This window comes from Streptomyces sp. NPDC001985 (assembly GCF_040296845.1).
Taxonomy (GTDB): Bacteria; Actinomycetota; Actinomycetes; order Streptomycetales; family Streptomycetaceae; genus Streptomyces.
This window is the reverse complement of the sequence record NZ_JBEOYB010000036.1, coordinates 19,879-45,916: the sequence shown is the minus strand read 5'-3', so window position 1 is coordinate 45,916 and position 26,038 is coordinate 19,879. Positions and strand designations below refer to the sequence as shown.

The 26,038-nt window shown below is 70.2% G+C and carries 22 protein-coding genes; 15 read left to right on the top strand and 7 right to left on the bottom strand.

Going from position 1 to position 26,038, the window contains the following annotated elements; translation table 11 throughout:
* Positions 1-88 precede the first annotated feature (88 nt).
* The gene (locus tag ABT122_RS18095; RefSeq protein WP_351552558.1) at positions 89-685 is read right to left on the bottom strand and encodes a DUF3043 domain-containing protein; all 597 of its coding nucleotides are present in this window, start codon (positions 683-685) and stop codon (positions 89-91) included.
* Positions 686-1,012: 327 nt separating this feature from the next.
* On the opposite strand from ABT122_RS18095, the gene ABT122_RS18090 reads away from it, so the two are divergent.
* The 5 genes from ABT122_RS18090 to ABT122_RS18070 all read left to right on the top strand — a co-directional run bounded on the left by ABT122_RS18090 (position 1,013) and on the right by ABT122_RS18070 (position 7,622).
* Positions 1,013-1,816 (top strand): PspA/IM30 family protein, encoded by an 804-nt coding sequence (locus ABT122_RS18090; RefSeq protein WP_351552556.1) that lies wholly within the window; start codon positions 1,013-1,015, stop codon positions 1,814-1,816.
* A gap of 106 nt (positions 1,817-1,922) precedes the next feature.
* Positions 1,923-2,210 carry a PspA-associated protein PspAA gene (gene pspAA, locus ABT122_RS18085; RefSeq protein WP_351552553.1) on the top strand — a complete coding sequence of 96 codons (288 nt, stop codon included), beginning with the start codon at positions 1,923-1,925 and terminating at the stop codon, positions 2,208-2,210.
* Between the two features lie 210 nt (positions 2,211-2,420).
* Positions 2,421-3,662, top strand: coding sequence for a sensor histidine kinase (locus tag ABT122_RS18080; protein WP_351552550.1), 1,242 nt, complete (start codon positions 2,421-2,423; stop codon positions 3,660-3,662).
* Positions 3,659-4,345, top strand: a complete 687-nt coding sequence (locus tag ABT122_RS18075; RefSeq protein WP_351552547.1) for a response regulator — start codon at positions 3,659-3,661, stop codon at positions 4,343-4,345. The genes ABT122_RS18080 and ABT122_RS18075 overlap by 4 nt, the downstream gene beginning before the upstream one ends.
* A 154-nt stretch (positions 4,346-4,499) precedes the next feature.
* The gene (locus tag ABT122_RS18070) at positions 4,500-7,622 is read left to right on the top strand and encodes an efflux RND transporter permease subunit (protein WP_351552544.1); all 3,123 of its coding nucleotides are present in this window, start codon (positions 4,500-4,502) and stop codon (positions 7,620-7,622) included.
* 409 nt (positions 7,623-8,031) lie between these two features.
* Here ABT122_RS18070 and ABT122_RS18065 read toward each other — a convergent pair whose 3' ends face one another.
* Together ABT122_RS18065 and nadA are read right to left on the bottom strand one after the other, a co-directional pair.
* Entirely contained in the window at positions 8,032-9,216 is a 1,185-nt protein-coding gene (locus tag ABT122_RS18065; protein WP_351552541.1) for a multidrug effflux MFS transporter, read from the bottom strand.
* Between the two features lie 269 nt (positions 9,217-9,485).
* Positions 9,486-10,688, bottom strand: a complete 1,203-nt coding sequence (gene nadA, locus ABT122_RS18060) for a quinolinate synthase NadA (RefSeq protein WP_351552538.1) — start codon at positions 10,686-10,688, stop codon at positions 9,486-9,488.
* Positions 10,689-10,959: 271 nt separating this feature from the next.
* On the opposite strand from nadA, the gene ABT122_RS18055 reads away from it, so the two are divergent.
* Entirely contained in the window at positions 10,960-11,316 is a 357-nt protein-coding gene (locus ABT122_RS18055) for a HesB/IscA family protein (protein ID WP_266703501.1), read from the top strand.
* Positions 11,317-11,433: 117 nt separating this feature from the next.
* Here the strand turns inward: ABT122_RS18055 and ABT122_RS18050 are convergent, their stop codons facing one another.
* Together ABT122_RS18050 and ABT122_RS18045 are read right to left on the bottom strand one after the other, a co-directional pair.
* A complete protein-coding gene (locus ABT122_RS18050) occupies positions 11,434-12,933 on the bottom strand; it encodes a hypothetical protein (RefSeq protein WP_351552535.1) in 1,500 nt (499 codons plus the stop codon).
* 115 nt (positions 12,934-13,048) lie between these two features.
* The gene (locus tag ABT122_RS18045; RefSeq protein ID WP_351552532.1) at positions 13,049-13,255 is read right to left on the bottom strand and encodes a hypothetical protein; all 207 of its coding nucleotides are present in this window, start codon (positions 13,253-13,255) and stop codon (positions 13,049-13,051) included.
* Between the two features lie 131 nt (positions 13,256-13,386).
* Here ABT122_RS18045 and ABT122_RS18040 point away from each other — a divergent pair, with 131 nt between their 5' ends.
* On the top strand, positions 13,387-14,361 hold the full coding sequence (locus ABT122_RS18040; protein WP_351552529.1) for a carbohydrate kinase family protein: 975 nt from the start codon (positions 13,387-13,389) through the stop codon (positions 14,359-14,361).
* 541 nt (positions 14,362-14,902) lie between these two features.
* Here the strand turns inward: ABT122_RS18040 and ABT122_RS18035 are convergent.
* A complete protein-coding gene (locus ABT122_RS18035; protein WP_351552526.1) occupies positions 14,903-16,264 on the bottom strand; it encodes a cysteine desulfurase/sulfurtransferase TusA family protein in 1,362 nt (453 codons plus the stop codon).
* A 379-nt stretch (positions 16,265-16,643) separates the two neighbouring features.
* Between ABT122_RS18035 and ctaC the strand changes: the two genes are divergently transcribed.
* The 4 genes from ctaC (at position 16,644) to ABT122_RS18015 (ending at position 21,153) form a co-directional block, all read left to right on the top strand.
* Entirely contained in the window at positions 16,644-17,609 is a 966-nt protein-coding gene (gene ctaC / locus ABT122_RS18030; RefSeq protein ID WP_351552523.1) for an aa3-type cytochrome oxidase subunit II, read from the top strand.
* Positions 17,606-19,345 carry an aa3-type cytochrome oxidase subunit I gene (ctaD, locus tag ABT122_RS18025; RefSeq protein WP_351552520.1) on the top strand — a complete coding sequence of 580 codons (1,740 nt, stop codon included), beginning with the start codon at positions 17,606-17,608 and terminating at the stop codon, positions 19,343-19,345. The genes ctaC and ctaD overlap by 4 nt, the downstream gene beginning before the upstream one ends.
* On the top strand, positions 19,342-19,740 hold the full coding sequence (locus ABT122_RS18020; protein WP_351552517.1) for a cytochrome c oxidase subunit 4: 399 nt from the start codon (positions 19,342-19,344) through the stop codon (positions 19,738-19,740). Before ctaD ends, ABT122_RS18020 begins: the two co-directional genes overlap by 4 nt.
* 165 nt (positions 19,741-19,905) lie before the next feature.
* Positions 19,906-21,153, top strand: a complete 1,248-nt coding sequence (locus tag ABT122_RS18015) for a L,D-transpeptidase (RefSeq protein ID WP_351552514.1) — start codon at positions 19,906-19,908, stop codon at positions 21,151-21,153.
* A 35-nt stretch (positions 21,154-21,188) separates the two neighbouring features.
* Here ABT122_RS18015 and ABT122_RS18010 read toward each other — a convergent pair whose 3' ends face one another.
* Positions 21,189-21,590: a DNA-binding transcriptional response regulator gene (locus ABT122_RS18010; protein WP_351552511.1), complete on the bottom strand. Its 402-nt coding sequence runs from the start codon at positions 21,588-21,590 to the stop codon at positions 21,189-21,191.
* A 178-nt stretch (positions 21,591-21,768) separates the two neighbouring features.
* Between ABT122_RS18010 and ctaE the strand changes: the two genes are divergently transcribed.
* The 4 genes from ctaE to qcrB all read left to right on the top strand — a co-directional run bounded on the left by ctaE (position 21,769) and on the right by qcrB (position 25,982).
* Positions 21,769-22,386, top strand: coding sequence for an aa3-type cytochrome oxidase subunit III (gene ctaE, locus ABT122_RS18005; RefSeq protein ID WP_351552508.1), 618 nt, complete (start codon positions 21,769-21,771; stop codon positions 22,384-22,386).
* A gap of 76 nt (positions 22,387-22,462) precedes the next feature.
* Positions 22,463-23,275 (top strand): cytochrome bc1 complex diheme cytochrome c subunit, encoded by an 813-nt coding sequence (gene qcrC / locus ABT122_RS18000; RefSeq protein ID WP_351552505.1) that lies wholly within the window; start codon positions 22,463-22,465, stop codon positions 23,273-23,275.
* Positions 23,272-24,351: a cytochrome bc1 complex Rieske iron-sulfur subunit gene (gene qcrA / locus ABT122_RS17995; protein WP_351552503.1), complete on the top strand. Its 1,080-nt coding sequence runs from the start codon at positions 23,272-23,274 to the stop codon at positions 24,349-24,351. Before qcrC ends, qcrA begins: the two co-directional genes overlap by 4 nt.
* Entirely contained in the window at positions 24,348-25,982 is a 1,635-nt protein-coding gene (gene qcrB / locus ABT122_RS17990) for a cytochrome bc1 complex cytochrome b subunit (RefSeq protein ID WP_351552501.1), read from the top strand. Before qcrA ends, qcrB begins: the two co-directional genes overlap by 4 nt.
* Positions 25,983-26,038: the final 56 nt, after the last annotated feature.

The following is a 26,038-nucleotide window of genomic DNA, read 5'->3' as shown; positions in this document are numbered from 1 at the left end:
GGGGCGCCCGAGGGCCCGCCGCCGGCCGGGTTCAAGCCCGATGGCCCGTCCGGCGCCGCGTCGGCGACGCCCGTCGGGGCCTCCGTACTCAGGGTCGCTCTCCGCGCTTGACCTGCGGCTTCGGCAGCCGGAGCCGGCGCATCTGGAGGGTGCGCATCAGGGCGTAGGCGACCGCGCCGCGCTTGGGCTCGTCCGGGAAGCGCGTGTTGAGCTGCTTCTTCAGCCGGATGCCCAGACCGATCGAGTCGATGACGATCATCACGATCACACCGAGCCACACCAGCAGCGCGATGTTCTGGAGCTGACCCACCTGGATCATGCTCATGATCAGGATGATCACCGCGAGCGGCAGGAAGAACTCGGCGACGCAGAAGCGGGAGTCGACGAAGTCCCGGGCGAACCTCCGCACCGGGCCCTTGTCCCGCGCCGGGAGGTACCGCTCGTCACCACTGGCGAGCGCCTCCCGCTGCCGGGCCAGGTCCGCCCGGCGCGCCTCCCGCTGGCGGCGCATGGCCGCCTTGCGGTCGAGGGGCTGGGTGGCCGCACGGCGGCGCTGGGTCTGGGCCTCACTCCGCTTGGGCGTGGGGCGGCCCTTCGGGGCCTCGGGGTCGCGGGTCTGCTGGGAGAGGTCGGCCGTCACCTTCTCGGCGGGGACCTTCTCTGTCTTGGCACGGCTACGGAACACAAAGCCCAAGGGTACGGGGTGGGGCGCGGCGACCCAACGCCGGAGGGGAACGATCCGGCAACGCCACGCGTCCTCCACACCGACAGAAGGGGGACGCAAAGGAGACGCAAGGGGGACAGAAGGGGCGAGAAGCAGGCGCCGCCGGGCATTTCCTGAGGGTTCCCTGACAGTCGTCTACTCCTTGCGCCGGATCGGCGGCTGTCCGCAGTCGTCCTTGGGGATGAGCGCATCCGCGTCCGAACAGTGCGGTAATGGATGCAGGGCCCGTACTGTGGGTTCTGTTGGAGTGCTGGAGCGAAGTCCGTCAGAAGGGGGCGCGCGAAGCCCATGAGCGGTGTCATGAAGCGTATGGGGATGATCTTCCGCGCGAAGGCGAACAAGGCCCTTGACCGGGCCGAGGACCCGCGCGAGACCCTCGATTACTCGTACCAGAAGCAGCTGGAGCTGCTCCAGAAGGTACGCAGGGGAGTCGCCGATGTCGCGACCTCCCGCAAGCGCCTGGAGCTCCAGGTGAACCAGTTGCAGGGGCAGTCCACCAAGCTGGAGGACCAGGGCCGCAAGGCGCTCGCCCTCGGCCGGGAGGACCTGGCCCGGGAGGCGCTCTCCCGGCGGGCCGCGCTCCAGCAGCAGATCAGCGATCTGGAGGTGCAGCACCAGACGCTCCAGGGCGAGGAGGAGAAGCTCACCCTGGCGGCCCAGCGCCTTCAGGCCAAGGTCGACGCCTTCCGCACCAAGAAGGAGACGATCAAGGCCACCTACACCGCCGCCCAGGCGCAGACCCGGATCGGGGAGGCCTTCTCCGGCATCTCCGAGGAGATGGGCGATGTGGGCCTGGCGATCCAGCGGGCCGAGGACAAGACCGCCCAGCTCCAGGCCAGGGCCGGCGCGATCGACGAGCTGCTGGCCTCCGGCGCGCTCGACGACCCGTCCGGGATGGCCAAGGACGACATCGCCGCCGAGCTGGACCGCATCTCCGGCGGTTCGGATGTGGAGCTGGAGCTCCAGCGGATGAAGGCCGAGCTGGCCGGCGGCGGCAGCGCCTCGCAGCAGGCCATCGAGGGCGGCGGCGCCGCCGGGCAGGACGCCTCCCGGCAGCAGCAGGGCAGCCGGCCCAATTTCGACAAGCCGTAATCGCCGGCGTCCGTCACTCTGGCATCAGGCGCCCGGACGGCCGGACACTCCGGCACCCGGGCCCTCGGGCAGTTTCGACAAGCAGGACAAGCAGTAGGGACTCGTCATGATCGTACGGATCATGGGGGAGGGTCAGGTGAGGCTGGCCGATCGCCACCTCGCCGAACTGAACAGGCTCGACGACGAGCTGCTGGCCGAGATGGAGCGGGGGGACGGTCCGGGATTCCGCCGGACCCTCACCGCGCTCCTGGACACCGTCCACACACTCGGCGAGCCGCTCCCGGACGACGCCCTGGAACCGTCCGAGCTGATCCTCCCGGCGCCCGACGCGACGCTGGAGGACGTACGGACCATGCTCGGCGACGAGGGCCTGATCCCGGGCCTGCCGGGCTGACCGGCCCCGTCGGCCCCGTACCCCCTGCGCACCCCTCCGCACCGGGCGCGGCCATCCGCGCCCCGAGAGCGGCACCGCACTCCCGCACCCACCCGGGCCGCACCCGAGGTCCGCACCGGCCGCACCCGGCCCGGGCCCCGGGAGGCCCCGGGCCCCCGGGCCGCGCACCGCCGGACGCCCCCACCGCGACACGCCGTACTCTTGCCCGACGTGACCTCACTCGCCACCGGATTCGCCCGCGCTCAGAGCTGGGTCCGCGCGCACCCGCTGGCCCTCGACGGCGCGCTCGCCGGCTTCTCGCTCATCGCCATGGTCATCGGCTCCTTCGCCGTGAACGGGGTGCACGGGCCGGAGTTCGGCACCCGCACCCCCGCCGCGCGCAGTGTGGCCCTGATGGTGCTGGTCGCCGCCGCCCTGGTGCCGCGCCGCCGCAACCCGATGGGCGTCCTCGTCTTCACCAGCCTGCTCTCCGTCGTCGAACTGGGCTTCGGCGATCCCTCGGCCCCGGTCGCCATGTGTGCCGTGATCGCCCTCTACACCGTGGCCTCCCGCACCGACCGCCCCACCACCTGGCGGGTCGGACTCCTCACCATGACCGGGCTGACCGGCACCGCGATGTTCTTCGGCTCCACCCCCTGGTACACCCAGGAGAACCTGGGGATCTTCGCCTGGACCGGGATGGCCGCGGCGGCCGGGGACGCCGTCCGCAGCCGCCGGGCCTTCGTCGACGCCATCAGGGAGCGCGCCGAACGCGCCGAGCGCACCCGCGAGGAGGAGGCCCGCCGCCGGGTCGCCGAGGAGCGGCTCCGCATAGCCCGCGACCTCCACGATGTCGTCGCCCACCACATCGCCCTCGTCAATGTGCAGGCGGGTGTCGCGGCCCATGTCATGGACAAGCGGCCCGACCAGGCCAAGGAGGCCCTCGCCCATGTCCGCGAGGCCAGCCGCTCGGCCCTCAACGAACTCCGCGCCACCGTCGGCCTGCTGAGGCAGTCCGGCGACCCGGAGGCCCCCACCGAGCCCGCCCCCGGCCTCGGGGTGCTCGATGAACTCGTCACCACCTTCCGGCAGGCCGGACTGCCCGTGGAGGTGGCCCGCGCCGACGACGGCGTGCGCCCGCCGGCGGCCGTCGACCTCGCCGCGTACCGGATCATCCAGGAGGCCCTCACCAATGTGCAGAAGCACGCGGGCCGGGAGGCCAGGGCCGAGGTCAGCGTGATTCGTGTGGGCCGCACCCTGGAGGTCACCGTCCTCGACAACGGCGCCACCGCCGGCACCACCGGCGGACCGCCCCCCGCCGACGAGGAGCCCGAGGGCCGGCACGGCCTCGTCGGGATGCGCGAGCGGGTCAGCGCCCTCGGCGGCCGGCTCAGCGCGGGCCCCCGATACGGAGGCGGCTTCCGGGTGCAGGCGATACTGCCACTCACCGCACGCACGGGGGAGGACGCATGACGATCAGGGTGCTGCTCGCCGACGACCAGACGCTGCTCCGCAGCGCGTTCCGGATTCTGGTGGACTCGGAACCCGACATGGAGGTCGTCGGGGAGGCCGCCGACGGCGCGGAGGCCGTCGATCTGGCGCGCTCCGAGCGGGCCGATGTCGTGCTCATGGACATCCGGATGCCCGGCCTCGACGGACTCGCCGCCACCCGGCTGATCAGCGCCGACCCCGGGCTCTCCGGGGTGCGCGTGGTCATGCTGACCACCTTCGAGGTGGACGAGTACGTCGTCCAGTCGCTGCGCGCCGGCGCCTCCGGCTTCCTCGGCAAGGGCGCCGAACCCGAGGAGCTGCTCAACGCCATCCGGATCGCCGCCGCCGGTGAGGCCCTGCTCTCCCCGGCCGCGACCAAGGGCCTGATCGCCCGGTTCCTCGCCCAGGGCGGCGGCACCGACGACACCGAGGAGACCGCCGCCCACTCCCAGCGGCTCCAGGCGCTGACCGTGCGCGAGCGCGAGGTGCTCGTCCTGGTCGCCGGCGGCCACTCCAACGACGAGATCGCCGAACGCCTCCAGGTCAGCCCGCTCACCGTCAAGACTCATGTGAACCGGGCGATGGCCAAGGTGGGCGCCCGGGACCGCGCCCAACTCGTCGTCATCGCCTACGAGTCCGGTCTGGTACGCCCACGAGTGGAGTGAGGACCACCCGCCCGTACTGCGCCTGCGGTATGGACGGCATAAGGAAACGGGACCTGGGGCCGACGGGGGAGCCCTTCTCATGGCTGATCGTATGAATGCGGGCCTCTGACTCTGCCCGCTCTGCCTGCCGCGCAAGCCACAGAAGAGAGACCTCATGTCCTGGCTGTCCAGATTCAGCCTCGCGCAACGCGCCCTCGTCGGGCTGATATCGATCGTGGCGCTCGTCTTCGGCGCCATCGCCATCCCTCAGCTCAAGCAGCAGCTGCTGCCCACCATCGAACTCCCGATGGTGTCCGTGCTCGCCCCCTATGAGGGCGCGTCTCCCGATGTGGTCGAGAAGCAGGTCGTCGAACCCCTGGAAAGCTCCCTGGAGGCCGTCGACGGCATCAAGGGGATCACCTCCACGGCGAGCGAGGGCAACGCCGTGATCATGGCCGGCTTCGACTACGGCGAGGGCACCAAGCAGCTCGTCGCCGATGTCCAGCAGGCCGTCAACCGTGCCCGCGCCCAGCTCCCCGAGAGCGTCGACCCGCAGGTCATCGCCGGTTCGACGGACGACATCCCCACCGTCGTCCTCGCCGTCACCTCCGACCAGGACCCCCAGGCCCTCGCCGAGCAGCTGGAGCGCACCGTCGTCCCCGCCCTGGAGGACATCGACGGTGTCGCCCAGGTCTCCATCGACGGCGTCCAGGACCTCCAGGTCTCCGTCACCCCCGACGGCGCCGCCCTCGCCAAGGCCGGTCTGACCACCGCCGTCCTCGCCGAGGCGCTGCGCGCGGGCGGCGCGACCGTACCCGCCGGCTCCTTCAGCGAGGACGGCAAGAGCCGCACCGTCCAGGTCGGCGGCGGCTTCACCGGGCTGCGGCAGATCGAGGAGGTGCGGCTGACCCCCGCGCCGCCCGCCAAGGGCAAGCCGGTCCGCCTCGGCGACGTCGCCGAGGTGAAGCAGACCCCGGCCGCCGCGGTCTCGCTCACCCGCACCAACGGCAAGCCGAGCCTCGCCGTCCTCGCCACCATGGACAACAACGGCAGCGCCGTCGCGATCTCCGAGGCCGTCGAGGAGAAACTGCCCGGGCTGCGCAAGGACCTGGGCTCCGGCGCCGATGTCACCGTCGTCTCCGACCAGGGGCCCGCGGTCTCCAAGTCGATCTCCGGTCTGACCACCGAGGGCGCCCTCGGGCTGCTCTTCGCGGTCATCGTCATCCTGGTCTTCCTCGCGTCCCTGCGCTCGACCCTGGTCACCGCGGTCTCCATCCCGCTCTCCGTGGTCCTCGCGCTGATCGTGCTCTGGACCCGCGACCTCTCGCTCAACATGCTCACCCTGGGCGCCCTCACCATCGCCATCGGCCGGGTCGTCGACGACTCGATCGTGGTCCTGGAGAACATCAAGCGCCACCTCGGCTACGGCGAGGAGCGGCAGAGCGCGATCATCACCGCGGTCAAGGAGGTCGCCGGGGCGGTCACCGCCTCCACCCTGACCACCGTCGCCGTCTTCCTCCCGATCGGTCTCTCCGGGGGCATGGTCGGCGAGCTGTTCGGCTCGTTCTCGCTCACCGTCACCGCCGCGCTGCTCGCCTCGCTGCTGGTCTCGCTGACCGTCGTACCGGTGCTGTCGTTCTGGTTCCTGCGCGCGCCCAAGGACGTCCGCGGCCTGGACCCGGACGAGGCGCGCCGCGTCGCCGAGGAGAAGGAGGGCCGGAGCCGGCTCCAGCGGGCCTATGTCCCGGTGCTGCGGTTCGCGACCCGCCGCCGGATCACCAGTGTGGTCCTCGCCGTCGTCGTCCTCCTCGGCACCTTCGGCATGGCCTCGCTGCTCAAGACCAACTTCTTCGACCAGGGCGAGCAGGAGGTGATGTCCATCAAGCAGGAGCTGCCCCCCGGCACCGCGCTGGACGCCGCCGACGCCGCCGCGCAGAAGGTCGAGCGGGTCCTCAAGGGGATCGACGAGATCAAGGACTACCAGGTCACCGTCGGCTCCTCCGGGTTCATGGCGGCCTTCGGCGGGGGTACGGGAGCCAATCAGGCCTCGTACCAGATGACGCTGAGGGACGCGGGCGACTACGAGCGCGTCCGCGACCGCGTCGACGCGGAGCTGGCGAAGCTCGACGGCGTCGGCGACACCACCATCGCCGCCGGGGACGGCTTCGCCAGCCAGGACCTGAGCGTGGTGGTGAAGGCCGCCGACCCGGCGACGCTGAAGGAGGCGTCCGAGGCGGTGCGCGAGGAGGTCGCCGGGCTCGACGACGTCACCGACGTCCAGAGCGACCTGGCGCAGAGCGTCCCCAGGATCTCGGTCACCGGGAACGCCCGTGCCGCCGAGGCCGGGTTCAACGAGACCACCCTCGGCATGGCCGTCGGCCAGGCGGTCCGGGGCACCCCGGCCGGCAAGGCGATCCTCGACAGCACCGAGCGCGATGTCGTCATCACCTCGGCGAAGCCCGCCAAGACCCTCGCGGAACTGCGGGAGCTGCCGCTCGGACCGGTGAAGCTGGGACAGATCGCCGAGGTCGAGCTGGTCCCGGGGCCGGTCTCCATGACCCGCATCGACGGGGCCAGGGCCGCGACGGTCACCGCCAAGCCGACCGGGGACAACACCGGCGCGGTCAGCACCGCGCTCCAGTCGAAGCTGAAGTCCCTGGATCTGCCGGAGGGCGCCACGGCCTCCATCGGCGGGGTCTCCGAGGACCAGGACGAGGCCTTCGCCTCGCTCGGCCTGGCGATGCTCGCGGCCATCGCGATCGTCTTCATGCTGCTGGTCGCGACCTTCCGCTCGCTGGTGCAGCCGCTGATCCTGCTGGTCTCCGTCCCGTTCGCGGCGACCGGGGCGATCGGCCTGCTGGTCGTGACCGGTACGCCGATGGGGGTGCCCGCCATGATCGGCATGCTGATGCTGATCGGCATCGTCGTCACCAACGCGATTGTGCTGATCGACCTGATCAACCAGTACCGGGCTCAGGGGTACGGGGTCGTCGAGGCGGTCGTCGAGGGCGGGCGGCACCGGCTGCGCCCGATCCTGATGACGGCCCTGGCGACGGTCTTCGCGCTGCTGCCGATGGCGCTGGGGGTCACCGGGGAGGGCGGGTTCATCGCGAAGCCGCTGGCGGTGGTGGTGATCGGCGGGCTGATCAGTTCGACGCTGCTCACGCTGCTGCTGGTGCCGACGCTGTACGCGATGGTGGAGCTTCGCAAGGAGCGGCGGGCGGCGAGGAGGGCGGCGAAGCGCTCGCCGGACCCGCTGTCCCCGGACACCCCCCAGCCAACCCCCGCGAACGCCTGACCCAGCCCCGGCGGGGCTGCCCCCCCTTCGGCCCCGCCGGCCCCCGGCCACCCCCGCCTCTGCGGCGAGCTGAGCCGCGCCACTCCAGCCTCTGCGGCGAGCTGAGGCTCACCCTCCGGCCTCTCCGGCGAGCTGAGCCGCGCCCATTCAGCCTCTCCGGCGTTTGAGGAGCGGGGGTTCGGGGGCTGGTCCCCGACGGTGGCCCGCACCGTGCGGGTGTCCTGTGGCACAGGGTCCGTCCTCAAACGCCGGACGGGCTGTGAGGGTGCCGGAGGCCCGGGAGTGTCGGACAGGCCCGGGGATACCGGACAAGGCCAGGGTGTCGGACAGGCCCGGGGGTGCCGGACCGGTTCCGGGATGTCGGGCGAGGGGACGGAGTCCCGTGGGGAACCTCGTGGTGAGGGCGTGCTCACGGGGTGGACGAGGCGGGCACCACAGGGTGGGACGCCCTGTGCGCGAAGGCCGCGCACACAACGGCCACCGCCGCACACACCCCCATCACCCCAAACAACCTCCCCACCTCATCCCCCACCACCGGCGCCACCCCCGCCCCCACCCCACTCTGCACCGTCCCCAGCACCGCCGACCCCACCCCCGCCGCCCCCGGCACCCTCCCGATCGCGAGCGCCGCCGCGTTCGACAGCGCGAGCCCCACCCCCAGGCACATCACCGCCACCAGCGGCAGACACACCACCACCGTCAGCCCCCCGACCAGCGTCACCCCCAGCAGCCCCGCACACGCCGAGAGCACCGCGAGCAGCCCCGTGCGCAGCAGCCGCTCCGGCCCCACCCGCTCCACCAGCCGGGCGCTCACCACCCCGCCGGCCGCCGCCATGACGGCGCCCGCGCTGAAGGCCGCGGACGATGCCCGGACGCTGAGCCCCAGCTCGTTCTGGAGCAGGAACGGCGACCCGGATATGTAGCAGAACAGCGCCCCGAAGCCGAAGGAGAAGGCCAGCGTGTACCCGGTGTAGGCGCGGTCCCCCACCACCTCCCGGATCGACGCCGCCAGCTCCCGCACACCCCCGCCGACGCGCCGCTCCGGCGGCAGGCTCTCCGGTACGAAGAGGGCGACCGCCGCCGCGACGGCCGCCGCCACCCCGCCCAGCACCCAGAAGACCCCGCGCCACCCGAGCGCCTCGATCACCGCCCCGCCCACCAGCGGCCCCACGATCGGGGCGATGGTGCTCAGCGTCATCAGCAGCGCCAGCAGCCGGGCGGCGGCGGCCCCGCGCGCCACATCCGCGACCACCGCGCGCCCGATGACCACCCCCGCCGCCCCGCTGAACCCCGCGACGAAGCGCGCGGCCACCAGCCACCCCAGCGACGGCGCCACCGCGCAGAGCGCGGTCGCCACCGCGCACACCACCGCCCCCGCGAGCAGCGGCCCCCGCCGCCCGTATCGGTCGGAGAGCGGCCCGAACACCAGATGCCCGACCGTCATCCCGACCAGGAAGGCCGTCAGGGTGAGCTGCACCCCGGAGGCGTCCGTGCCCAGTTCCCCGGCCATCCGGGGGAAGGCGGGCAGATACATGTCGGTCGACAGCGGACCGACCACACAGAGCAGCGCGAGCGCGCCGGTGAGCGAGCGCATGACGGAGTGAACCCCCACGGGGAAGGAGACAGTGATGTGTCCGCGGAAGAAGCGGAACCAGATCGTCCGGGCCGTGTCCGGCGCCGGGGGCGGAGCAGGGCGGCCATGGCCCTGCTCAGAACGCCCGGGGCGGAGCTGTTCGCGACACGCTTCCCGTGCCGCGCCGCGGACCCGTCGCACGGCACGCTAGCGGCGGCCCGGCGGAAAACCAAGAGGCGCCCCGGCCGTCGACAGCGACGGCCGGGGCGCCCGGGGACGCGGCGGCAGGGCTACGGCAGCGCGAGCATCCGCTCCAGGGCCAGCTTGGCGAAGCTCTCCGTCTCCGGGTCGACCTCGATCCGGTTGACCAGCGTCCCCGCCGCGAGCGACTCCAGCGTCCACACCAGATGCGGCAGGTCGATCCGGTTCATGGTCGAGCAGAAGCAGACCGTCCGGTCGAGAAAGACGATCTCCTTGTCGGGGTGGGCGAGCGCGAGCCGCCGGACCAGGTTCAGCTCGGTGCCGATCGCCCACTTGGACCCGGCCGGAGCCGCGTCCAGGGCCTTGATGATGTACTCCGTGGAACCGACCTGGTCCGCCGCCGCCACGACCTCGTGCTTGCACTCCGGGTGCACCAGCACCCGCACCCCCGGAATCCGGGCGCGCACATCCTCCACCGACTCCAGCGAGAACCGGCCGTGCACCGAGCAGTGGCCGCGCCAGAGAATCATCTTCGCCGCGCGCAACTGCTCCACCGTCAGCCCGCCGTTCGGCTTGTGCGGGTTGTAGAGGACGCAGTCGTCCAGGGACAGACCCATGTCCCGGACGGCGGTGTTGCGCCCCAGGTGCTGGTCGGGCAGGAAGAGCACCTTCTCGCCCTGCTCGAAGGCCCAGTCCAGGGCCCGCTTGGCGTTCGACGAGGTGCAGATCGTGCCGCCGTGCTTACCGGTGAACGCCTTGATGTCCGCCGAGGAGTTCATGTACGACACGGGCACGACCTGCTCGGCTATGCCGGCCTCGGTCAGCGTGTCCCAGCACTCCGCGACCTGCTCGGCCGTCGCCATGTCCGCCATGGAGCAGCCGGCGGCGAGATCCGGCAGCACGACCTTCTGGTCGTCCGAGGTCAGGATGTCCGCGGACTCCGCCATGAAGTGCACACCGCAGAAGACGATGTACTCGGCCTCGGGCCGCGCCGCCGCGTCCCGCGCCAGCTTGAAGGAGTCGCCCGTGACATCGGCGAACTGGATGACCTCGTCACGCTGGTAGTGGTGGCCCAGGACGAAGACCCTGCTGCCGAGCTTCTCCTTGGCCGCGCGGGCCCGCTCCACCAGATCCGGGTCCGAGGGGGAGGGCAGATCGCCGGGGCACTCCACTCCGCGCTCGCTCCTCGGGTCGGCCTCCCGGCCGAGCAACAGCAGGGCGAGTGGCGTCGGCTGTACATCGAGCACGTCCTGCGACTCCGTACGGGGCTGGGCGGTGGTCACGACACACACCCTTTCTCTGTTCTGCTGGGCCTTTTCGTCTATTTGACGTTATCTATCATAACCGCTTCACGTCACTTTGACGATGGCCATAGCGTCGATGTGACGCACCCCTGGGCGTCGCGCCATGTCCCCCCACGGGCGCGGTGTGCGAGCATGAAAGGGAAAGAACACCAACGGCCCGGAATGAATCCGCGGCCCCGCCGGTTGCAATCGTCGGCAAGCAGTCTCCGTACTTCCCCTGCCTCGCTGGGGAGACCCCATCCCGGGAGTGATGAAGCACATGTCCGTATCGGACGAGACCACCACCGTGAGCGACGGCATCCTCCTGTCCGACGCCGCCGCGGCCAAGGTCAAGGGCCTGCTCGACCAGGAAGGCCGCGACGATCTGGCGCTGCGCGTCGCCGTCCAGCCCGGCGGCTGCTCCGGCCTGCGCTACCAGCTGTTCTTCGACGAGCGGTCGCTCGACGGCGATGTCGTCAAGGACTTCGACGGCGTCAAGGTCGTCACCGACCGGATGAGCGCCCCTTACCTGGGCGGCGCCTCGATCGACTTTGTCGACACCATCGAGAAGCAGGGCTTCACCATCGACAACCCGAACGCCACGGGCTCCTGCGCCTGTGGTGACTCCTTCAGCTAGAGCAGCCCTCGGCACCGCGCCGAGGCGACGACGCGGAGGCGGCGGTCCCGACCGGGACCGCCGCCTCCGTGCTTCCTGTGCTTCCTGTGCTTCCCGGGTTTCCTGTGCTTCGCGCGCTCAGCCGGCCGACCGGCCGACGGCCCTCCCGGACTCCGCGTCCACGACCTCCCGGTCGCCCAGCGGCCGTTCCAGCGTCACCGTCTCCCTCAGCTCCTTCGCCACCGCGATGCAGACCTCGTCCGGCTCCGGCTCCGGCGGAACGATCCGTACCGCCACCCGGTCGGCGCTCTCCTCCGCCTCGGCGCCGTACTCACCGCACACCCCGCCCCAGAACGTGACGGTCAGCGACCGGCCCTCCGTGCTGTACGACTCGATCGAGGCGCCGCCCGACTCCGCCGGCGGCACCGTGGGCTCCCGCAGCAGGGACGGCTCCACCGCGGGCTCCGCCACCGTGTACCCGTCCCGGCCCCCGCCCGGCTCCGCCCGGAACATCCAGGACGGCACCAGGGTCGCCCGCCCGTCCGCGTACTGCGCCGAGAGCCCGAACCAGGCGCCGGTGACCGGGATCTCCTTCGGCTCGGCGGGCGCGGCCGGGGCGCCCCCGGTGCCGCACGGGTCCTCCGCCGGCCTGGCGCCCCGCTGCTCGCCCTCCAGCGGCACCGCCGAGGCACAGGCCGCCGGGCCGCAGGGGACATCGCGCTGCGGGAGCCTGCCCGCGCAGCCGGAGAGCGAGGCGCCGGAGTTCCCGCCGCTCCGCGCGTTCAGCCGCTCCAGCGTCCCGCCGGCGGAGTGCACCGGGTACTCCTCGCCCTTCACCGGAGCCTTCAGCTGCCCCACCCCCCGGACCACCCGGCCGTCGGGGCCGATCTGGAGATCCGTCGCCCAGCCGTACGTCGGCAGCCCGCCGATCACGGGATCGGCGTTCACCACCCGTACCGACCCGATCGTCTGCGCGGCGCCGAGCCGGGCCCCGCTCTGGCCGACGGCCCTCAGCACGGGCTCCGCCGCCCTCCTCGCGGCCCGCTCGTCCACCGCCCGGCCGTTCCCGGACTCCGCGGCCGGCGGGGGACAGGGCTTGCCCTTGGAGCAGTTGTGGCCGCGGGGGGCGCGTTCGTACGTCCAGCTGCCCGGCGCGGCGGTCTCCACCCGCAGCACCGGCTCGGAGCCGTCGCCGACGGGGCCGACCGTCCACTGCCCCCCGCTCCCGGCGGGGGCGCCCGCCATGCCGAGCGCCTCGGCGAGCCGGGCCACCTCGGCCCGGGAGACCGTACCCGCGGCACGGTGGACCGGGGCCCGGTCCGGGCCGTCCGGCAGTTCGCCCCGGGCCCGGTAGACCACCCCGCCCGCGGGGGACGGGGTACTCGGCGCGATCCCGCCCGTCCCCCGGTCCCCGGGGGAGGAGGAGGGCGGGGGCGCCGGTACGGCGGCCGTGCCGCTCTTCGCGTCCGACGCGCCGCCGCTCGTCCCGCCGGTGCCGCTGCCGGCGGCCGGTCCGGCCGTCGCGAGCCAGACGCCGCCGCCTCCCGCGATCAGCACCACCGCCGCCACGGCGGCGATGAGGGGGGCACGCCTGCGGGGTGGACCGTCGTCGTGGGTGGTGCTCTCCGTACCGCTCACCGCATCGCTCCTCGTCTCCCGTCCCCGCGGGCCCGGGGGTGTGTATGGGACGGGGCACGGCGGCGCACGGTTCCCCGGGCGCCGCCGCCCGGGGGAGACGACCGGCAGATTCCTGTCAGTCGCCGTACTCGGACATGGCGTCGACCAGCCGCGCCGAGGCCGCCGGGACGACTACACCATGGATGTGCGAGGGAGGCACGGGGGCGGGCAGCGCCACGGCCGGAACCACCCAATGTGGTGCCATGCGGACGCAGTCACCCCGGAGCTGCGCCAGGGTGGGATCGGGCTCGTGCGCGGTGCCGGGGACGGGGAGCTCTGTCATACCCGCACCGTACGCAGCGGAAGTCAGGGTAAAAAAGACCTACTATCGGGTAGTTTCGTACCATCGGCTGATCCACTCGGAACCGGGTAGCGTTAGGCGTCATCCACACCCCTCCACAGGAGCGCATCGCCGTGCGAATCGCAGTCACCGGCTCCATCGCAACCGACCACCTCATGACCTTCCCGGGACGTTTCGCCGATCAGTTGGTCGCCGACCAACTGCACACCGTATCCCTCTCCTTCCTGGTCGACGGCCTCAATGTGCGCAGGGGCGGTGTCGCGGCGAACATCTGCTTCGGCATGGGCCAGCTGGGCACCGAGCCCATCCTCGTGGGCGCGGCCGGGGCGGACTTCGACGAGTACCGCGCCTGGCTCGACCGCCACGGTGTGGACACCGAGTCCGTAAGGATCTCCGAGGTCCTGCACACCGCCCGTTTCGTCTGCACCACCGACGCCGACCACAACCAGATCGGCTCCTTCTACACGGGAGCGATGAGCGAGGCCCGGCTGATCGAGCTGCACTCGGTGGCCGAGCGGGTCGACGGGCTCGACCTGGTCCTGATCGGCGCGGACGACCCCGAGGCGATGCTCCGCCACACGGAGGAGTGCCGCTCGCGCGGGATTCCGTTCGCCGCGGACTTCTCGCAGCAGATCGCCCGGATGAAGGGGGACGAGATCCGCATACTGCTGGACGGTGCCACCTATCTCTTCTCCAACGAGTACGAGAAGGGGCTGATCGAGTCCAAGACCGGCTGGACCGACGAGGAGATCCTCTCCCGGGTGGGCCACCGGGTCACCACGCTCGGCTCGCGCGGAGTCCGCATCGAGCGCGCCGGCGCGGACCCGATCGAGGTGGGCTGCCCGGAGGAGGACGCGAAGGTCGACCCGACCGGGGTCGGGGACGCCTTCCGGGCGGGGTTCCTGTCGGGGCTGTCGTGGGGGGTGGGGCATGAGAGGGCGGCGCAGGTGGGGTGCATGTTGGCGACGCTGGTGATTGAGACTCTCGGCACCCAGGAGTACACGCTGCGCCGGGCCCACTTCATGGACCGCTTCAAGAAGGCGTACGGCCATGAGGCCGGAGCCGAGGTCCAGACCCACCTCCTCTGACGGCACGCCCCCTCGGTACGGTCACCCCGCCCCGAGGGGGCACTCACCCACCCCGCCGCGCACCCCTCCTCCCGGAGCCCCCTCCCTCTTCGCCGCGTGAGCCGCACCACTCCACCCTCTCCGGCGACCCGAGGCACACATTCCAGCCCCTCCGGCGACCGAGCCGCGCCACCTCAGCCCCGCTGGCGAGCTGCACCACCCCAGCCCCGCTGGCGAGCTGCACCACCCAAGCCCCTCTGGCGACCTGAGCAACCCAAGCCCCTCCGGCGTTTGAGGAGCGGGGGTTCGGGGGCTGGCCCCCGACCGTGGCCCGCACCGTGCGGGGTCCTGTGGCACAGGGTCCGTCCTCAATCGCCGGACGGGCTGGGGGTGCCGGACCCGCTGGGTTTGCTCGGGCCACCCGTGGTGCGGGGTCCGTCCTCAATCGCCGGACGGGCTGGGGGTGCCGGGCGGACTGGGGGTGCCGGGCGGACTGGGGGTGCCGGATGGGCTGGGGGGCCGACGGGCCGAAGGCGCTCGGGGCGCCCCCGGGGCAGGGTGGCTAGTGGAGGCGGCGGACGCGGTAGGCGGTGCCACGGGGGCGCGGGGACTCCCCCAGGTACTCATGGCCCCGCATCCCGCACCACGCGGGAACATCCAGCCGCGCCGCCACATCATCCGCCACCACCGTCACCACCCCCCCCACCCGCACCCTCCCCATCACCTTCGCCAACTCGATCACCGGAATCGGACACCGCTTCCCCACCGCGTCCACCACCACCCCCTCTTCCTCCGCCCCGCCCTCCGTACCCCCCGGCGCCCCGATCCGCTCCCGCACCGCCCCCACCACCCCGGGCAGCACCGACAGAAACCGCTCCACCTCCGCCTCCGGGGTGCCGAGCGGCAGCGACACCCGGACATTCCCCTCGCTCAGCACCCCCATCGCCCGCAGCACATGGCTCGGCATCAGCGTGCTCGACGTACAGGACGAGCCCGACGAGACCGAGAACCCCTCCCGGTCCAGCCCGTGCAGAAGCGCCTCCCCGTCGACGTACAGACAGGAGAAGGTGACGACATGGGGGAGCCGGTCCACCGGATCACCCACCACCTCCACATCGGGCACCAGCTCCGGCACCCGGGCGCGCATCCGGTCCACCAGGCCCCGCAGCCGTACCGCCTCGTCGGCCGCCTCCGACCGCACCGCCCGCAGGGACGCCGCCGCCGCCACGATCGCCGGCAGATTCCCGAACCCGGGGGAGCGGCCCGACTCGCGCTCGTCCACCGGGCCCCGCGGCGCGAACCGCACCCCCTTGCGGACCACCAGCAGCCCCACCCCCGCCGGCCCGCCCCACTTGTGCGCGCTCGCGGTGAGCAGCGACCAGTCGCCCGCCACCGGGCCCCACCCCAGCGACTGGGCCGCGTCCACCAGCAGCGGCACCCCCGCCGCCCGGCAGACCCCGGCCACCTCCGCCACCGGCTGCTCCGTGCCGACCTCGTGGTTGGCGGACTGGAGACACGCCAGCGCGGTGTCCTCCCGCACCGCCTCCGCGAAGGCCGGCACCGACACCCGGCCGGAGCGCTCCACCGGCACCTCGGCGGCGTCCTCGCCCGCCGCGTGCAGCACCGACGAGTGCTCCACCGCCGAGACCACCACCCGCCGCCCGGCCCGCCGCCGTCCCGCCCGCGCGCCCGCGACCCCCTGATGCACCGCATGGGTCCCGGAGGGGGTGAAGACCAGCTCGTCGGGGCGGCACCCCACCGCGTCGGCCGCCGCCTCCCGGGCGGCGTCCAGGAGCAGCCGGGCCCGCCGCCCCTCCCGGTAGAGCCTGGCGGGGTCGGCCCACCCCTCGTCCAGCGAGGCGGCGAGCGCCTGCCGGGCGACGGGGTGCAGGGGAGCGGAGGAGGCGGCATCGAAGTAGGACACGCCGCCACGCTAGCCCAGGGCCCCGGACGGGCGGCGGGCCCGCGAAGGGCCCCCGGAGCCCTCGCGCACCCCGCCGAAGCCCCGTCAGATCCTCGCCGGAGCCACCCCCTCCGCCGCCCCGCCGAGAGCCTCCCGCGCCCGAATACCCGAGCGAATACGCGAGCGATTCCCGGAGAAAACCGCACGTTATCCAGGGGGATTCCACCCCTTCGGGGGGCCGGACGGCGCGTTGGGCACCCTCCCCGCGCGACCCCAAATAGCGTCCAGTAGGGTTTGGTCCGCATAAACATCCAAACCCCTGCCCGCGTCAGGGCCGGCGACCGACCAGCGAGACGGCCGCAGCCCGTCGCGCGGGCCGAGACTCTCGGGAAGGCGCTACGTGAGTCCCAACGGCTCCGACCGCTCGTCGCGGCGCCCGATGCGGCGGAAGCTGCCGCAGGTGCTGACTGCGGGCCTGATCCTGGTTACCGCCACCGGCTGCGAATACACATACAAGGACTTCCCACGCCTCGGCATGCCGACTCCGGTCACGGAGGAGGCTCCGATCATCCTCTCCCTGTGGCAGGGGTCGTGGGCCGCGGCCCTCGTCACGGGTGTTCTGGTGTGGGGCCTGATCCTGTGGAGCGTCTTCTTCCACCGGCGCACCCGCAGCAAGGTGGAGGTACCTCCGCAGACCCGGTACAACCTGCCCATCGAGGCGCTGTACACCGTGGTCCCGCTCATCGTCGTATCGGTGTTCTTCTACTTCACCGCGCGCGACGAATCCAGGCTGCTCTCCCTCTCCAACAAGCCCGTCCACAACATCAATGTGGTCGGCTACCAGTGGAGCTGGGGCTTCAACTACATCGAGAACGTGGACGGGTCCACGGGTGATGCCAAGACGGACAAGAACCTGAAGGCGATCCCGGACAAGTTCGTGAAGGACCTCCCGGCCAATGCCGGCGGTGTGTACGACGCCGGTATCCCCGGCACCCGCAACCCGCAGAACGGCAACCCGGGACCGACCCTGTGGCTCCCCAAGGGCGAGAAGGTCCGCTTCATCCTGACCTCCCGTGACGTGATCCACTCCTTCTGGGTCGTGCCCTTCCTGTTCAAGCAGGACGTCATTCCCGGACACACCAATGCCTTCGAGGTGACCGCCACGAAGGAAGGCACCTTCATGGGCAAGTGCGCCGAGCTCTGCGGCGTCGACCACTCCCGGATGCTGTTCAACGTCAAGGTCGTCTCCCCGGAGCGCTACCAGCAGCATCTGAAGGAGCTGGCCGAGAAGGGGCAGACCGGCTACATCCCGTCCGGCATCGCTCAGACGGACCCGGCCAAAAACGCGGAGAAGAAGCAACTGTGAGCATCCTCAACGAATCCCAGGGTGCCGCCGCAGCAGCTGACGACTCATACGAGAACGAGCTGCCGGTACGGCGCAAGCAGCCGGGCAATGTGGTGGTGAAGTGGCTGACCACCACCGACCACAAGACCATCGGTACGCTCTACCTGGTCACCTCGTTCGTCTTCTTCTGCGTCGGCGGACTGATGGCGCTCTTCATGCGCGCCGAGCTGGCCCGTCCGGGCACGCAGATCATGTCGAACGAGCAGTTCAACCAGGCGTTCACCATGCATGGCACGATCATGCTGCTGATGTTCGCCACCCCGCTGTTCGCCGGATTCGCGAACTGGATCATGCCGCTGCAGATCGGCGCGCCCGATGTGGCGTTCCCGCGGCTGAACATGTTCGCCTACTGGCTCTACCTGTTCGGCTCGATCATCGCGGTGGCCGGCTTCCTCACCCCGCAGGGTGCGGCCGACTTCGGCTGGTTCGCCTACTCCCCGCTGTCGGACGCGGTCCGCTCGCCGGGTGTCGGCGCCGATATGTGGATCATGGGTCTGGCCCTCTCGGGCTTCGGCACCATCCTCGGCTCGGTCAACTTCATCACCACGATCATCTGTATGCGCGCCCCCGGTATGACGATGTTCCGCATGCCGATCTTCACCTGGAACGTGCTGCTGACCGGTGTGCTGGTCCTGCTCGCCTTCCCGGTGCTCGCCGCCGCGCTCTTCGCGCTGGAGGCGGACCGCAAGTTCGGTGCGCACATCTTCGACGCGGCCAATGGCGGCGCACTGCTCTGGCAGCACCTCTTCTGGTTCTTCGGCCATCCAGAGGTGTACATCATCGCCCTGCCGTTCTTCGGCATCGTCTCGGAGATCATCCCGGTCTTCAGCCGCAAGCCGATGTTCGGCTACATGGGTCTGGTCAGCGCGACGATCGCCATCGCCGGCCTCTCGGTGACGGTGTGGGCGCACCACATGTATGTGACGGGCGGCGTACTCCTGCCGTTCTTCTCCTTCATGACCTTCCTGATCGCGGTACCGACCGGTGTGAAGTTCTTCAACTGGATCGGCACCATGTGGAAGGGGTCGCTGTCCTTCGAGACACCGATGCTCTGGACGATCGGCTTCCTGATCACCTTCACCTTCGGTGGTCTGACCGGTGTCATCCTGGCCTCGCCGCCGCTGGACTTCCATGTCTCGGACTCGTACTTCGTGGTGGCGCACTTCCACTACGTGGTCTTCGGCACCGTGGTCTTCGCGATGTTCGCCGGCTTCCATTTCTGGTGGCCGAAATTCACGGGCAAGATGCTGGACGAGCGTCTCGGTAAGATCACCTTCTGGACGCTGTTCATCGGATTCCACGGCACCTTCCTGGTCCAGCACTGGCTGGGCGCCGAGGGAATGCCCCGGCGGTACGCGGACTATCTCGCGGCCGATGGCTTCACCGCGCTGAACACCATCTCCACCATCAGTTCGTTTGTGCTCGGCGCCTCGGTTCTCCCCTTCATGTACAACGTCTGGAAGACGGCGAAGTACGGGAAGAAGATCGAGGTCGACGACCCGTGGGGCTATGGCCGTTCACTCGAATGGGCGACCTCCTGCCCGCCGCCGCGGCACAACTTCCTGACGCTTCCGCGCATCCGTTCCGAATCCCCGGCCTTCGACCTGCACCACCCTGAGATCTCGGTTGTCGACCAGCTCGAGAACCGCGGCGAGGTCGACAAGGCCCTCACGACTGGGAAGGGGGCCGCCAAGTGAAGATTCAGGGAAAGATGTTCCTGTGGCTCAGCGTCTTCATCCTCGCTGTGGCCATCCTGTACGGCGTCTGGTCCAAGGAGCCCGCGGGCACCACCGCGCTCTTCATGGCGTTCGGACTCAGCGTCATGGTCGGCTACTACCTGGCCTTCACGGCCAAGCGGGTCGACGCCATGGCCCAGGACGACACCGAGGCCGATGTCGCGGACGAGGCCGGCGAGGTGGGGTTCTTCTCCCCGCACAGCTGGCAGCCGCTCTCGCTGGCCATCGGTTCGGCGTTCGCCTTCCTCGCCGTGGCCGTGGGCTGGTGGCTGATGTACTTCTCCGCGCCGCTGATCCTCTTCGGCATCTTCGGCTGGGTGTACGAGTACTACCGCGGCGAGAACCAGAACCAGTGACCCACTGGAGCCGGTGACCGCCTCACGGCCGGCGCACCGACACCGCGCCGACGGCACACACGGTCCGGGCCCGAATCCCCCACTTCACTCGTGCGGGGGATTCGGGCCCGCCCGTTTGCACCCACTCGGCGTGCTGCGGGGATGCGCTTTTCATACCGTGAGGCCATGAACCAGACGCCGCGCATCAGCACAGTTCTCCGCTGCACCCTGCTGGCCCTGACCCTGGGGGCGGTCGCCACCGCGTGCGGCGAATCGAAGAGCCACCCGCTCTCCACCAAGCCCTTCGACGCCGCCGAGCAGATCGCCTTCAACACCCCGAGGGGTGCCGTGAAGGCCAGCCCGGACAAGCCCTTCGAGGTCACCGTCAAGGGCGCCGAGGGCCGGATCACCGATGTCACGGTCGTGGACCACGCCGGCCACCACCTCGCGGGCGAGCTCGCCGCCGACGGCAGCCGCTGGCGCTCCACCGGCTCCCTCTCCGCCGGAGCCAAGTACACCGCCCGGGTCGCCACCGAGGACAAGAAGGGCGCCCCGGGCACCCGTACGCTCGCCTTCGAGACCTCCCCGGCCAAGCGGACCCTGACGGTCGGTTTCGGCCCGGAGGCGGGCACCTACGGCGTCGGCCAGCCGATCATCGCCGAGCTGAGCCTCCCCGTGACGGACCGCGCGGCCAGAGCCGTGGTCGAACAGGCCCTCAAGGTCGAGTCCAAGCCCTCCGTGGAGGGCGCCTGGCACTGGATCGACGACGAGAACCTCCACTTCCGCCCCAAGGACTACTGGCCGGCCGGAGCGAAGGTCACCGCCTCCAGCAACCTCCAGGGCGTCAAGGTCTCCAACCAGCTCTACGGCGCCGCGTCCGACGGGCTCAAGCTCACCATCGGGGACCGGATGGAGGCCATCACCGACGCCTCCTCGCACTGGATGACCGTCTTCCGCAACGGTGAGGAGATCAACAGCATCCCGGTGACCACCGGCAAGCCCGGCTTCTCCACCCGCAACGGCGTCAAGGTGGTGCTCGGCAAGGAGTACTTCGTGCGGATGCGGGGCTCCAGCGTCGGCATCGGCGGCTCGGAGGCGTACGACCTGCCGGTCTACTACGCCACCCGGGTCACCTGGAGCGGTGAGTACGTCCACGCCGCGCCGTGGTCCATCGGATCACACGGGTACGCCAACGTCAGCCACGGCTGCACGGGCATGTCCACCGGCAACGCGGCCTGGTTCTACGAGACCTTCAAGGAGGGCGACCTGGTCCAGGTCGTCAACAGCGTCGGCGACGAGATGGACACCTTCGGCAACGGGTACGGCGACTGGAACCTCTCCTGGGCCGACTGGCGCAAGGGCAGTTCCCTGGTGAGCGAGATCAGGGACGGCAGCAGCGCCACCGACGTGGCACGGCTGCGCCCCCGTATCTAGATCCCCGCCCGGCCCGTCCGTGCGGGCCGGGGCCCTCAGGCGCCCACACCGAGCCTCTCGCGCAACAGCGCGGCCAGCGCGTCCGCGAACTCCACCGGCTCCACCGGAAGCGTCACAGCGGCCTCCGCGCGGCTCCAGGTGGCCAGCCAGGCGTCCTGGGGGCGGCCGATCAGCAGCAGCACGGGCGGGCAGTTGAAGATCTCGTCCTTGATCTGCCGGCAGACCCCCATGCCGCCCGCCGGCACGGTCTCGCCGTCCAGCACACAGACGTCCACCCCGCCGGCGTCCAGCCGCTCCAGCACGGCGGGCAGGGTGGCGCACTCGATGAACTCGACCGGGGGAACATCGGCCGCCGGCCTGCGCCCGGAGGCCAGCCGGACCTGTTCGCGGGTGTTGGCGTCATCGCTGTAGACCAGCACGGTGGCGGTCGGCTGCATGGTTCCTCCGCGTCGTTGGAGCCCTGGATCAGGTACCGATGGGGCGGATGCTACTCGCTCACCCCGTCGGTAAACAGCGGTTCGGGCTCCCTGCCGCTGGGCCGTTCGGGCAGCACAGGGGCCACTGACACACCGAACGGCACCCCCCGGAGTGAGGGCGGGATAAGCGACCGACATAATGTCGGTCGTGGCGACAGCAACGACAGTAGAAACCGGGCACGCGCACCCGTCGGTCAATCGGCCGAACCTCGTCAGCGTAGGAACCATCATCTGGTTGAGTTCCGAGCTGATGTTCTTCGCGGCCCTCTTTGCGATGTACTTCACTCTGCGCTCGGTTACGGGTGCCGAGTACTGGTCCTCAAGGGCTGACCTTCTGAACTTTCCGTTCTCGGCGACGAACACCACGATCCTGGTGCTCTCCTCTCTCACCTGTCAGCTCGGCGTATTCGCCGCCGAGCGCGGCGATGTGAAGAAGCTCCGAACGTGGTTCATCATCACGTTCATCATGGGCTCGATCTTCGTCGGTGGACAGGTGTACGAGTACACCGAGCTGGTCCAGCACGGGGTCTCGCTCTCGTCGGACCCCTACGGTTCGGTGTTCTACCTGACCACCGGCTTCCACGGACTGCACGTGACAGGCGGCCTGATCGCCTTCCTGCTGGTCCTGGGGCGGACGTACGCGGCCAGGAGATTCACTCATGAGCAGGCAACCTCCGCCATCGTCGTGTCCTATTACTGGCACTTCGTCGATGTCGTCTGGATCGGCCTCTTCGCCACGATCTACATGATCAAGTAACGGGCGCGGGCGTCCTCGCCCGAGCAGACACAGTCCAGAAGCATCGACGCAGAAAATCCTGACACCGGGGTAATCCGTGAAAAAGCTCTCCGCACGACGACGCCATCCGCTGGCGGCGTTCGTCGTCCTACTCCTCGCGCTGGCGGCCACCGGGGGGCTGTACGCCGCGTTCGCACCCGCGGACAAGGCACAGGCCGAACCAACCTCCCAGTCCCTCGCCATCGAGGAGGGCAAGAAGCTGTACACCGTTGGCTGCGCGAGCTGCCACGGAACCGGCGGTGAGGGCACCACAGACGGTCCGTCCCTGGTCGGTGTCGGCTCCGCAGCCGTCGACTTCCAGGTCGGCACCGGACGTATGCCGGCGCAGCAGCCCGGTGCCCAGGTGCCGAAGAAGAAGGTCGTCTACACCCAGGCCGAGATCGACCAGCTCGCGGCGTACGTCGCCTCGCTGGGCGCCGGTCCGATCACCCCCACCGAGGAGCAGTACAGCCCCAAGGGCGCGGACGTGGCCAAGGGTGGCGATCTGTTCCGCACCAACTGTGCCCAGTGCCACAACTTCACCGGCAAGGGTGGCGCGCTGACCAACGGCAAGTACGCCCCCACGCTGGAGGGCGTCAGCAACAAGCATCTCTACGAGGCCATGCAGACCGGCCCGCAGAACATGCCCTCCTTCCCCGACGGCGTGATGCCGGAGAAGGAGAAGAAGGACATCATCGCGTATGTCGAGACCATGAACGAGTCCACGAAGGCGTCGAGCCCCGGCGGTCTCACGCTGGGCGGGCTCGGTCCCGTCAGCGAGGGTCTGTTCGCGTGGATCTTCGGTCTCGGTGCGCTGATCGCAACCGCCGTCTGGGTCGCGGCCCACACCGCTAAGGCCAAGAAGTCATGAGTAGCCAAGACATTCCAGAAGAGAACCTGCCGGACGAGCAGGGCACCGCGCACGGCGCGGGCGGCCATGGCGGCACCGCCGTGGCCAAGCGGGTGGACGAAGATCCGTTCCACGACCCGGGGCTGCCGGCGCACAAGCCGCGTATCCAGGACATCGACGAGCGGGCCGCCAAGCGGTCCGAGCGCACCGTCGCGCTCCTGTTCACGCTGTCGATGCTCTCCACGGTCGCGTTCATCGCCTCCTTCGTCGCCTTCCCGGCCGACAAGCTGGTCTACATCTGGCCCTTCGGCCGGGTCAGCGCGCTGAACTTCTCGCTGGGCTGGACGCTCGGCGGGGCCCTCTTCTTCATCGGCGCGGGCGCGGTCCACTGGGCCCGCACCCTGATGTCCGACCTGGAGGTCCCCGACGACCGGCACGCCATCGAGGCGCCGCCCGAGGTCAAGGCCCATGTCATGCGCGAGTTCGCGGCCGGTGCCGCGGAGTCGGGCCTCGGCCGCCGCAAGCTCATCCGGAACACGATGTTCGGTGCGCTGGCGCTGGTCCCGCTGACCGGTGTGGTGCTTCTGCGCGACCTCGGTCCGCTGCCGGAGCGCAAGCTCCGGGAGACGCTCTGGGCCAAGGGCAAGCAGCTCATCAACATGAACACGCATGAGCCGCTGCGTCCCGAGGACATCACCGTCGGCTCGCTGGTCTTCGCCATGCCCGAGGGCCTGAAGGACGACGCGCACGACTTCCAGATCCAGATCGGCAAGGCCGCCCTGATGATCGTCCGGATTCGTCCCGACGACATCAAGGACAAGCGCGAGCTGGAGTGGTCGCACGAGGGCATCGTCGCCTTCTCGAAGATCTGCACCCACGTGGGCTGCCCGATCAGCCTGTACGAGCAGCAGACGCACCACGCCCTCTGCCCGTGTCATCAGTCCACCTTCGACCTCTCCGACGGCGCCCGGGTCATCTTCGGCCCCGCCGGTCACCCCCTTCCGCAGCTGCGGATCGGTGTGAACGCGGAGGGCAACCTCGAAGCGCTCGGCGACTTCGACGAGCCGGTCGGTGCGTCCTTCTGGGAGCGCGGATGAGTACTGCAACTGAGAACAAGCGCACTGAGCGCAAAGCACCCGCCGGTGAGCGGGTCGCGGACTGGGCCGACGGCCGGCTGGGCATCTACAGCCTCGCCAAGGCCAACATGCGGAAGATCTTCCCGGACCACTGGTCCTTCATGCTGGGTGAGATCTGCCTCTACAGCTTCGTGATCATCATCCTCACGGGTGTGTATCTGACGCTGTTCTTCACCCCGTCGATGAACGAGATCGTCTACCACGGCACCTACGAGCCGATGCACGGCGTCCGGATGTCGGAGGCGTACGCGTCGACGCTGGAGATCAGCTTCGATGTCCGCGGCGGTCTGCTCATCCGGCAGATCCACCACTGGGCCGCCCTGATCTTCGTCGCGGCGATGATGGTCCACATGATGCGCGTCTTCTTCACGGGCGCGTTCCGCAAGCCGCGCGAGGTCAACTGGCTCTTCGGCTTCCTGCTGCTCGTCCTGGGCATGTTCACCGGGTTCACCGGCTACTCCCTCCCGGACGACCTGCTCTCCGGCACCGGTGTCCGCTTCGTCCAGGGCGCGATCCTGTCCGTGCCGATCGTCGGCACGTACATCTCGATGTTCCTGTTCGGCGGGGAGTTCCCCGGCCACGACTTCGTGGCCAGGTTCTACTCGATCCACATCCTGCTGCTGCCGGGCATCATGGTCGCCCTGGTGGTGGGCCATCTGATCCTGGTCGCCTACCACAAGCACACGCAGTACGCGGGCCCCGGCAAGACCGAGAAGAACGTCGTCGGCATGCCGTTCCTGCCGGTGTACATGGCGAAGGCCGGAGGCTTCTTCTTCCTGGTCTTCGGCATCATCTCGGTGGTCGCCGCGGTCGCCACGCTGAACCCCATCTGGGCACTCGGCCCCTACCGGGTCGACCAGGTCTCCACGGGTGCGCAACCCGACTGGTACATGGGCTTCGCCGAGGGTCTGATCCGTGTGATGCCGGGCTGGGAGATCAACTTCGGGGGCTACACGCTGGCCCTGGGTGTCTTCATCCCGCTGCTGGTCTTCCCGCTGGTGCTGGGCGCGATCGCGGTCTATCCGTTCATCGAGTCCTGGGTCACCGGGGACAAGCGCGAGCACCACATCCTGGACCGCCCGCGCAACGCCCCGACCCGTACCGCCTTCGGTGTGGCCTGGCTGTTCGCGTACTTCATCATGCTGCTGGGCGGTGGCAACGACATCGTGGCCACGCACTTCAACCTGTCGATCAACGCGATCACCTGGTTCGTCCGGATCTTCTTCTTCGCCGGACCGGTCCTCGCCTTCATCATCACCAAGCGGATCTGTCTCGGCCTCCAGCGCCGCGACAAGGAGAAGGTGCTGCACGGGCGCGAGTCCGGCATCATCAAGCGCCTGCCGCACGGTGAGTTCGTCGAGGTCCACGAGCCGCTCAGCCAGGGCGAGCTGTACCGGCTCACCTCGCACGAGCAGTACAAGCCGCTGGAGATCGGCCCGGAGGTCGACGAGAACGGCGTCCGGCGGAAGGTCTCGCTCGTCAAGAAGACCCAGGCCAAGCTCAGCCAGGGCTTCTACGGCGAGGGGAACCAGATCGCCAAGCCCACCGCCGAGGAGTACAAGGAGATCACCAGCGGCCACGGCCACCACTGATCACCTGAACTGATCGTCACGATCGCCACAGCGGGAGCCCCGTCCACTGCCTGGAC

Coding starts and splice junctions, on each gene's coding strand:
- ABT122_RS18075 (WP_351552547.1), top strand. CDS start 3,659: ATGACGATCAGGGTGCTGCTCGCCGACGACCAGACGCTGCTCCGCAGC.
- ctaE (WP_351552508.1), top strand. CDS start 21,769: ATGTCGGTCGTGGCGACAGCAACGACAGTAGAAACCGGGCACGCGCAC.
- qcrB (WP_351552501.1), top strand. CDS start 24,348: ATGAGTACTGCAACTGAGAACAAGCGCACTGAGCGCAAAGCACCCGCC.
- ABT122_RS18045 (WP_351552532.1), bottom strand. CDS start 13,255: ATGACAGAGCTCCCCGTCCCCGGCACCGCGCACGAGCCCGATCCCACC.
- qcrA (WP_351552503.1), top strand. CDS start 23,272: ATGAGTAGCCAAGACATTCCAGAAGAGAACCTGCCGGACGAGCAGGGC.
- pspAA (WP_351552553.1), top strand. CDS start 1,923: ATGATCGTACGGATCATGGGGGAGGGTCAGGTGAGGCTGGCCGATCGC.
- ABT122_RS18070 (WP_351552544.1), top strand. CDS start 4,500: ATGTCCTGGCTGTCCAGATTCAGCCTCGCGCAACGCGCCCTCGTCGGG.
- ABT122_RS18065 (WP_351552541.1), bottom strand. CDS start 9,216: ATGCGCTCGCTCACCGGCGCGCTCGCGCTGCTCTGTGTGGTCGGTCCG.
- ABT122_RS18090 (WP_351552556.1), top strand. CDS start 1,013: ATGAGCGGTGTCATGAAGCGTATGGGGATGATCTTCCGCGCGAAGGCG.
- ABT122_RS18055 (WP_266703501.1), top strand. CDS start 10,960: ATGTCCGTATCGGACGAGACCACCACCGTGAGCGACGGCATCCTCCTG.
- ABT122_RS18015 (WP_351552514.1), top strand. CDS start 19,906: ATGAACCAGACGCCGCGCATCAGCACAGTTCTCCGCTGCACCCTGCTG.
- ABT122_RS18010 (WP_351552511.1), bottom strand. CDS start 21,590: ATGCAGCCGACCGCCACCGTGCTGGTCTACAGCGATGACGCCAACACC.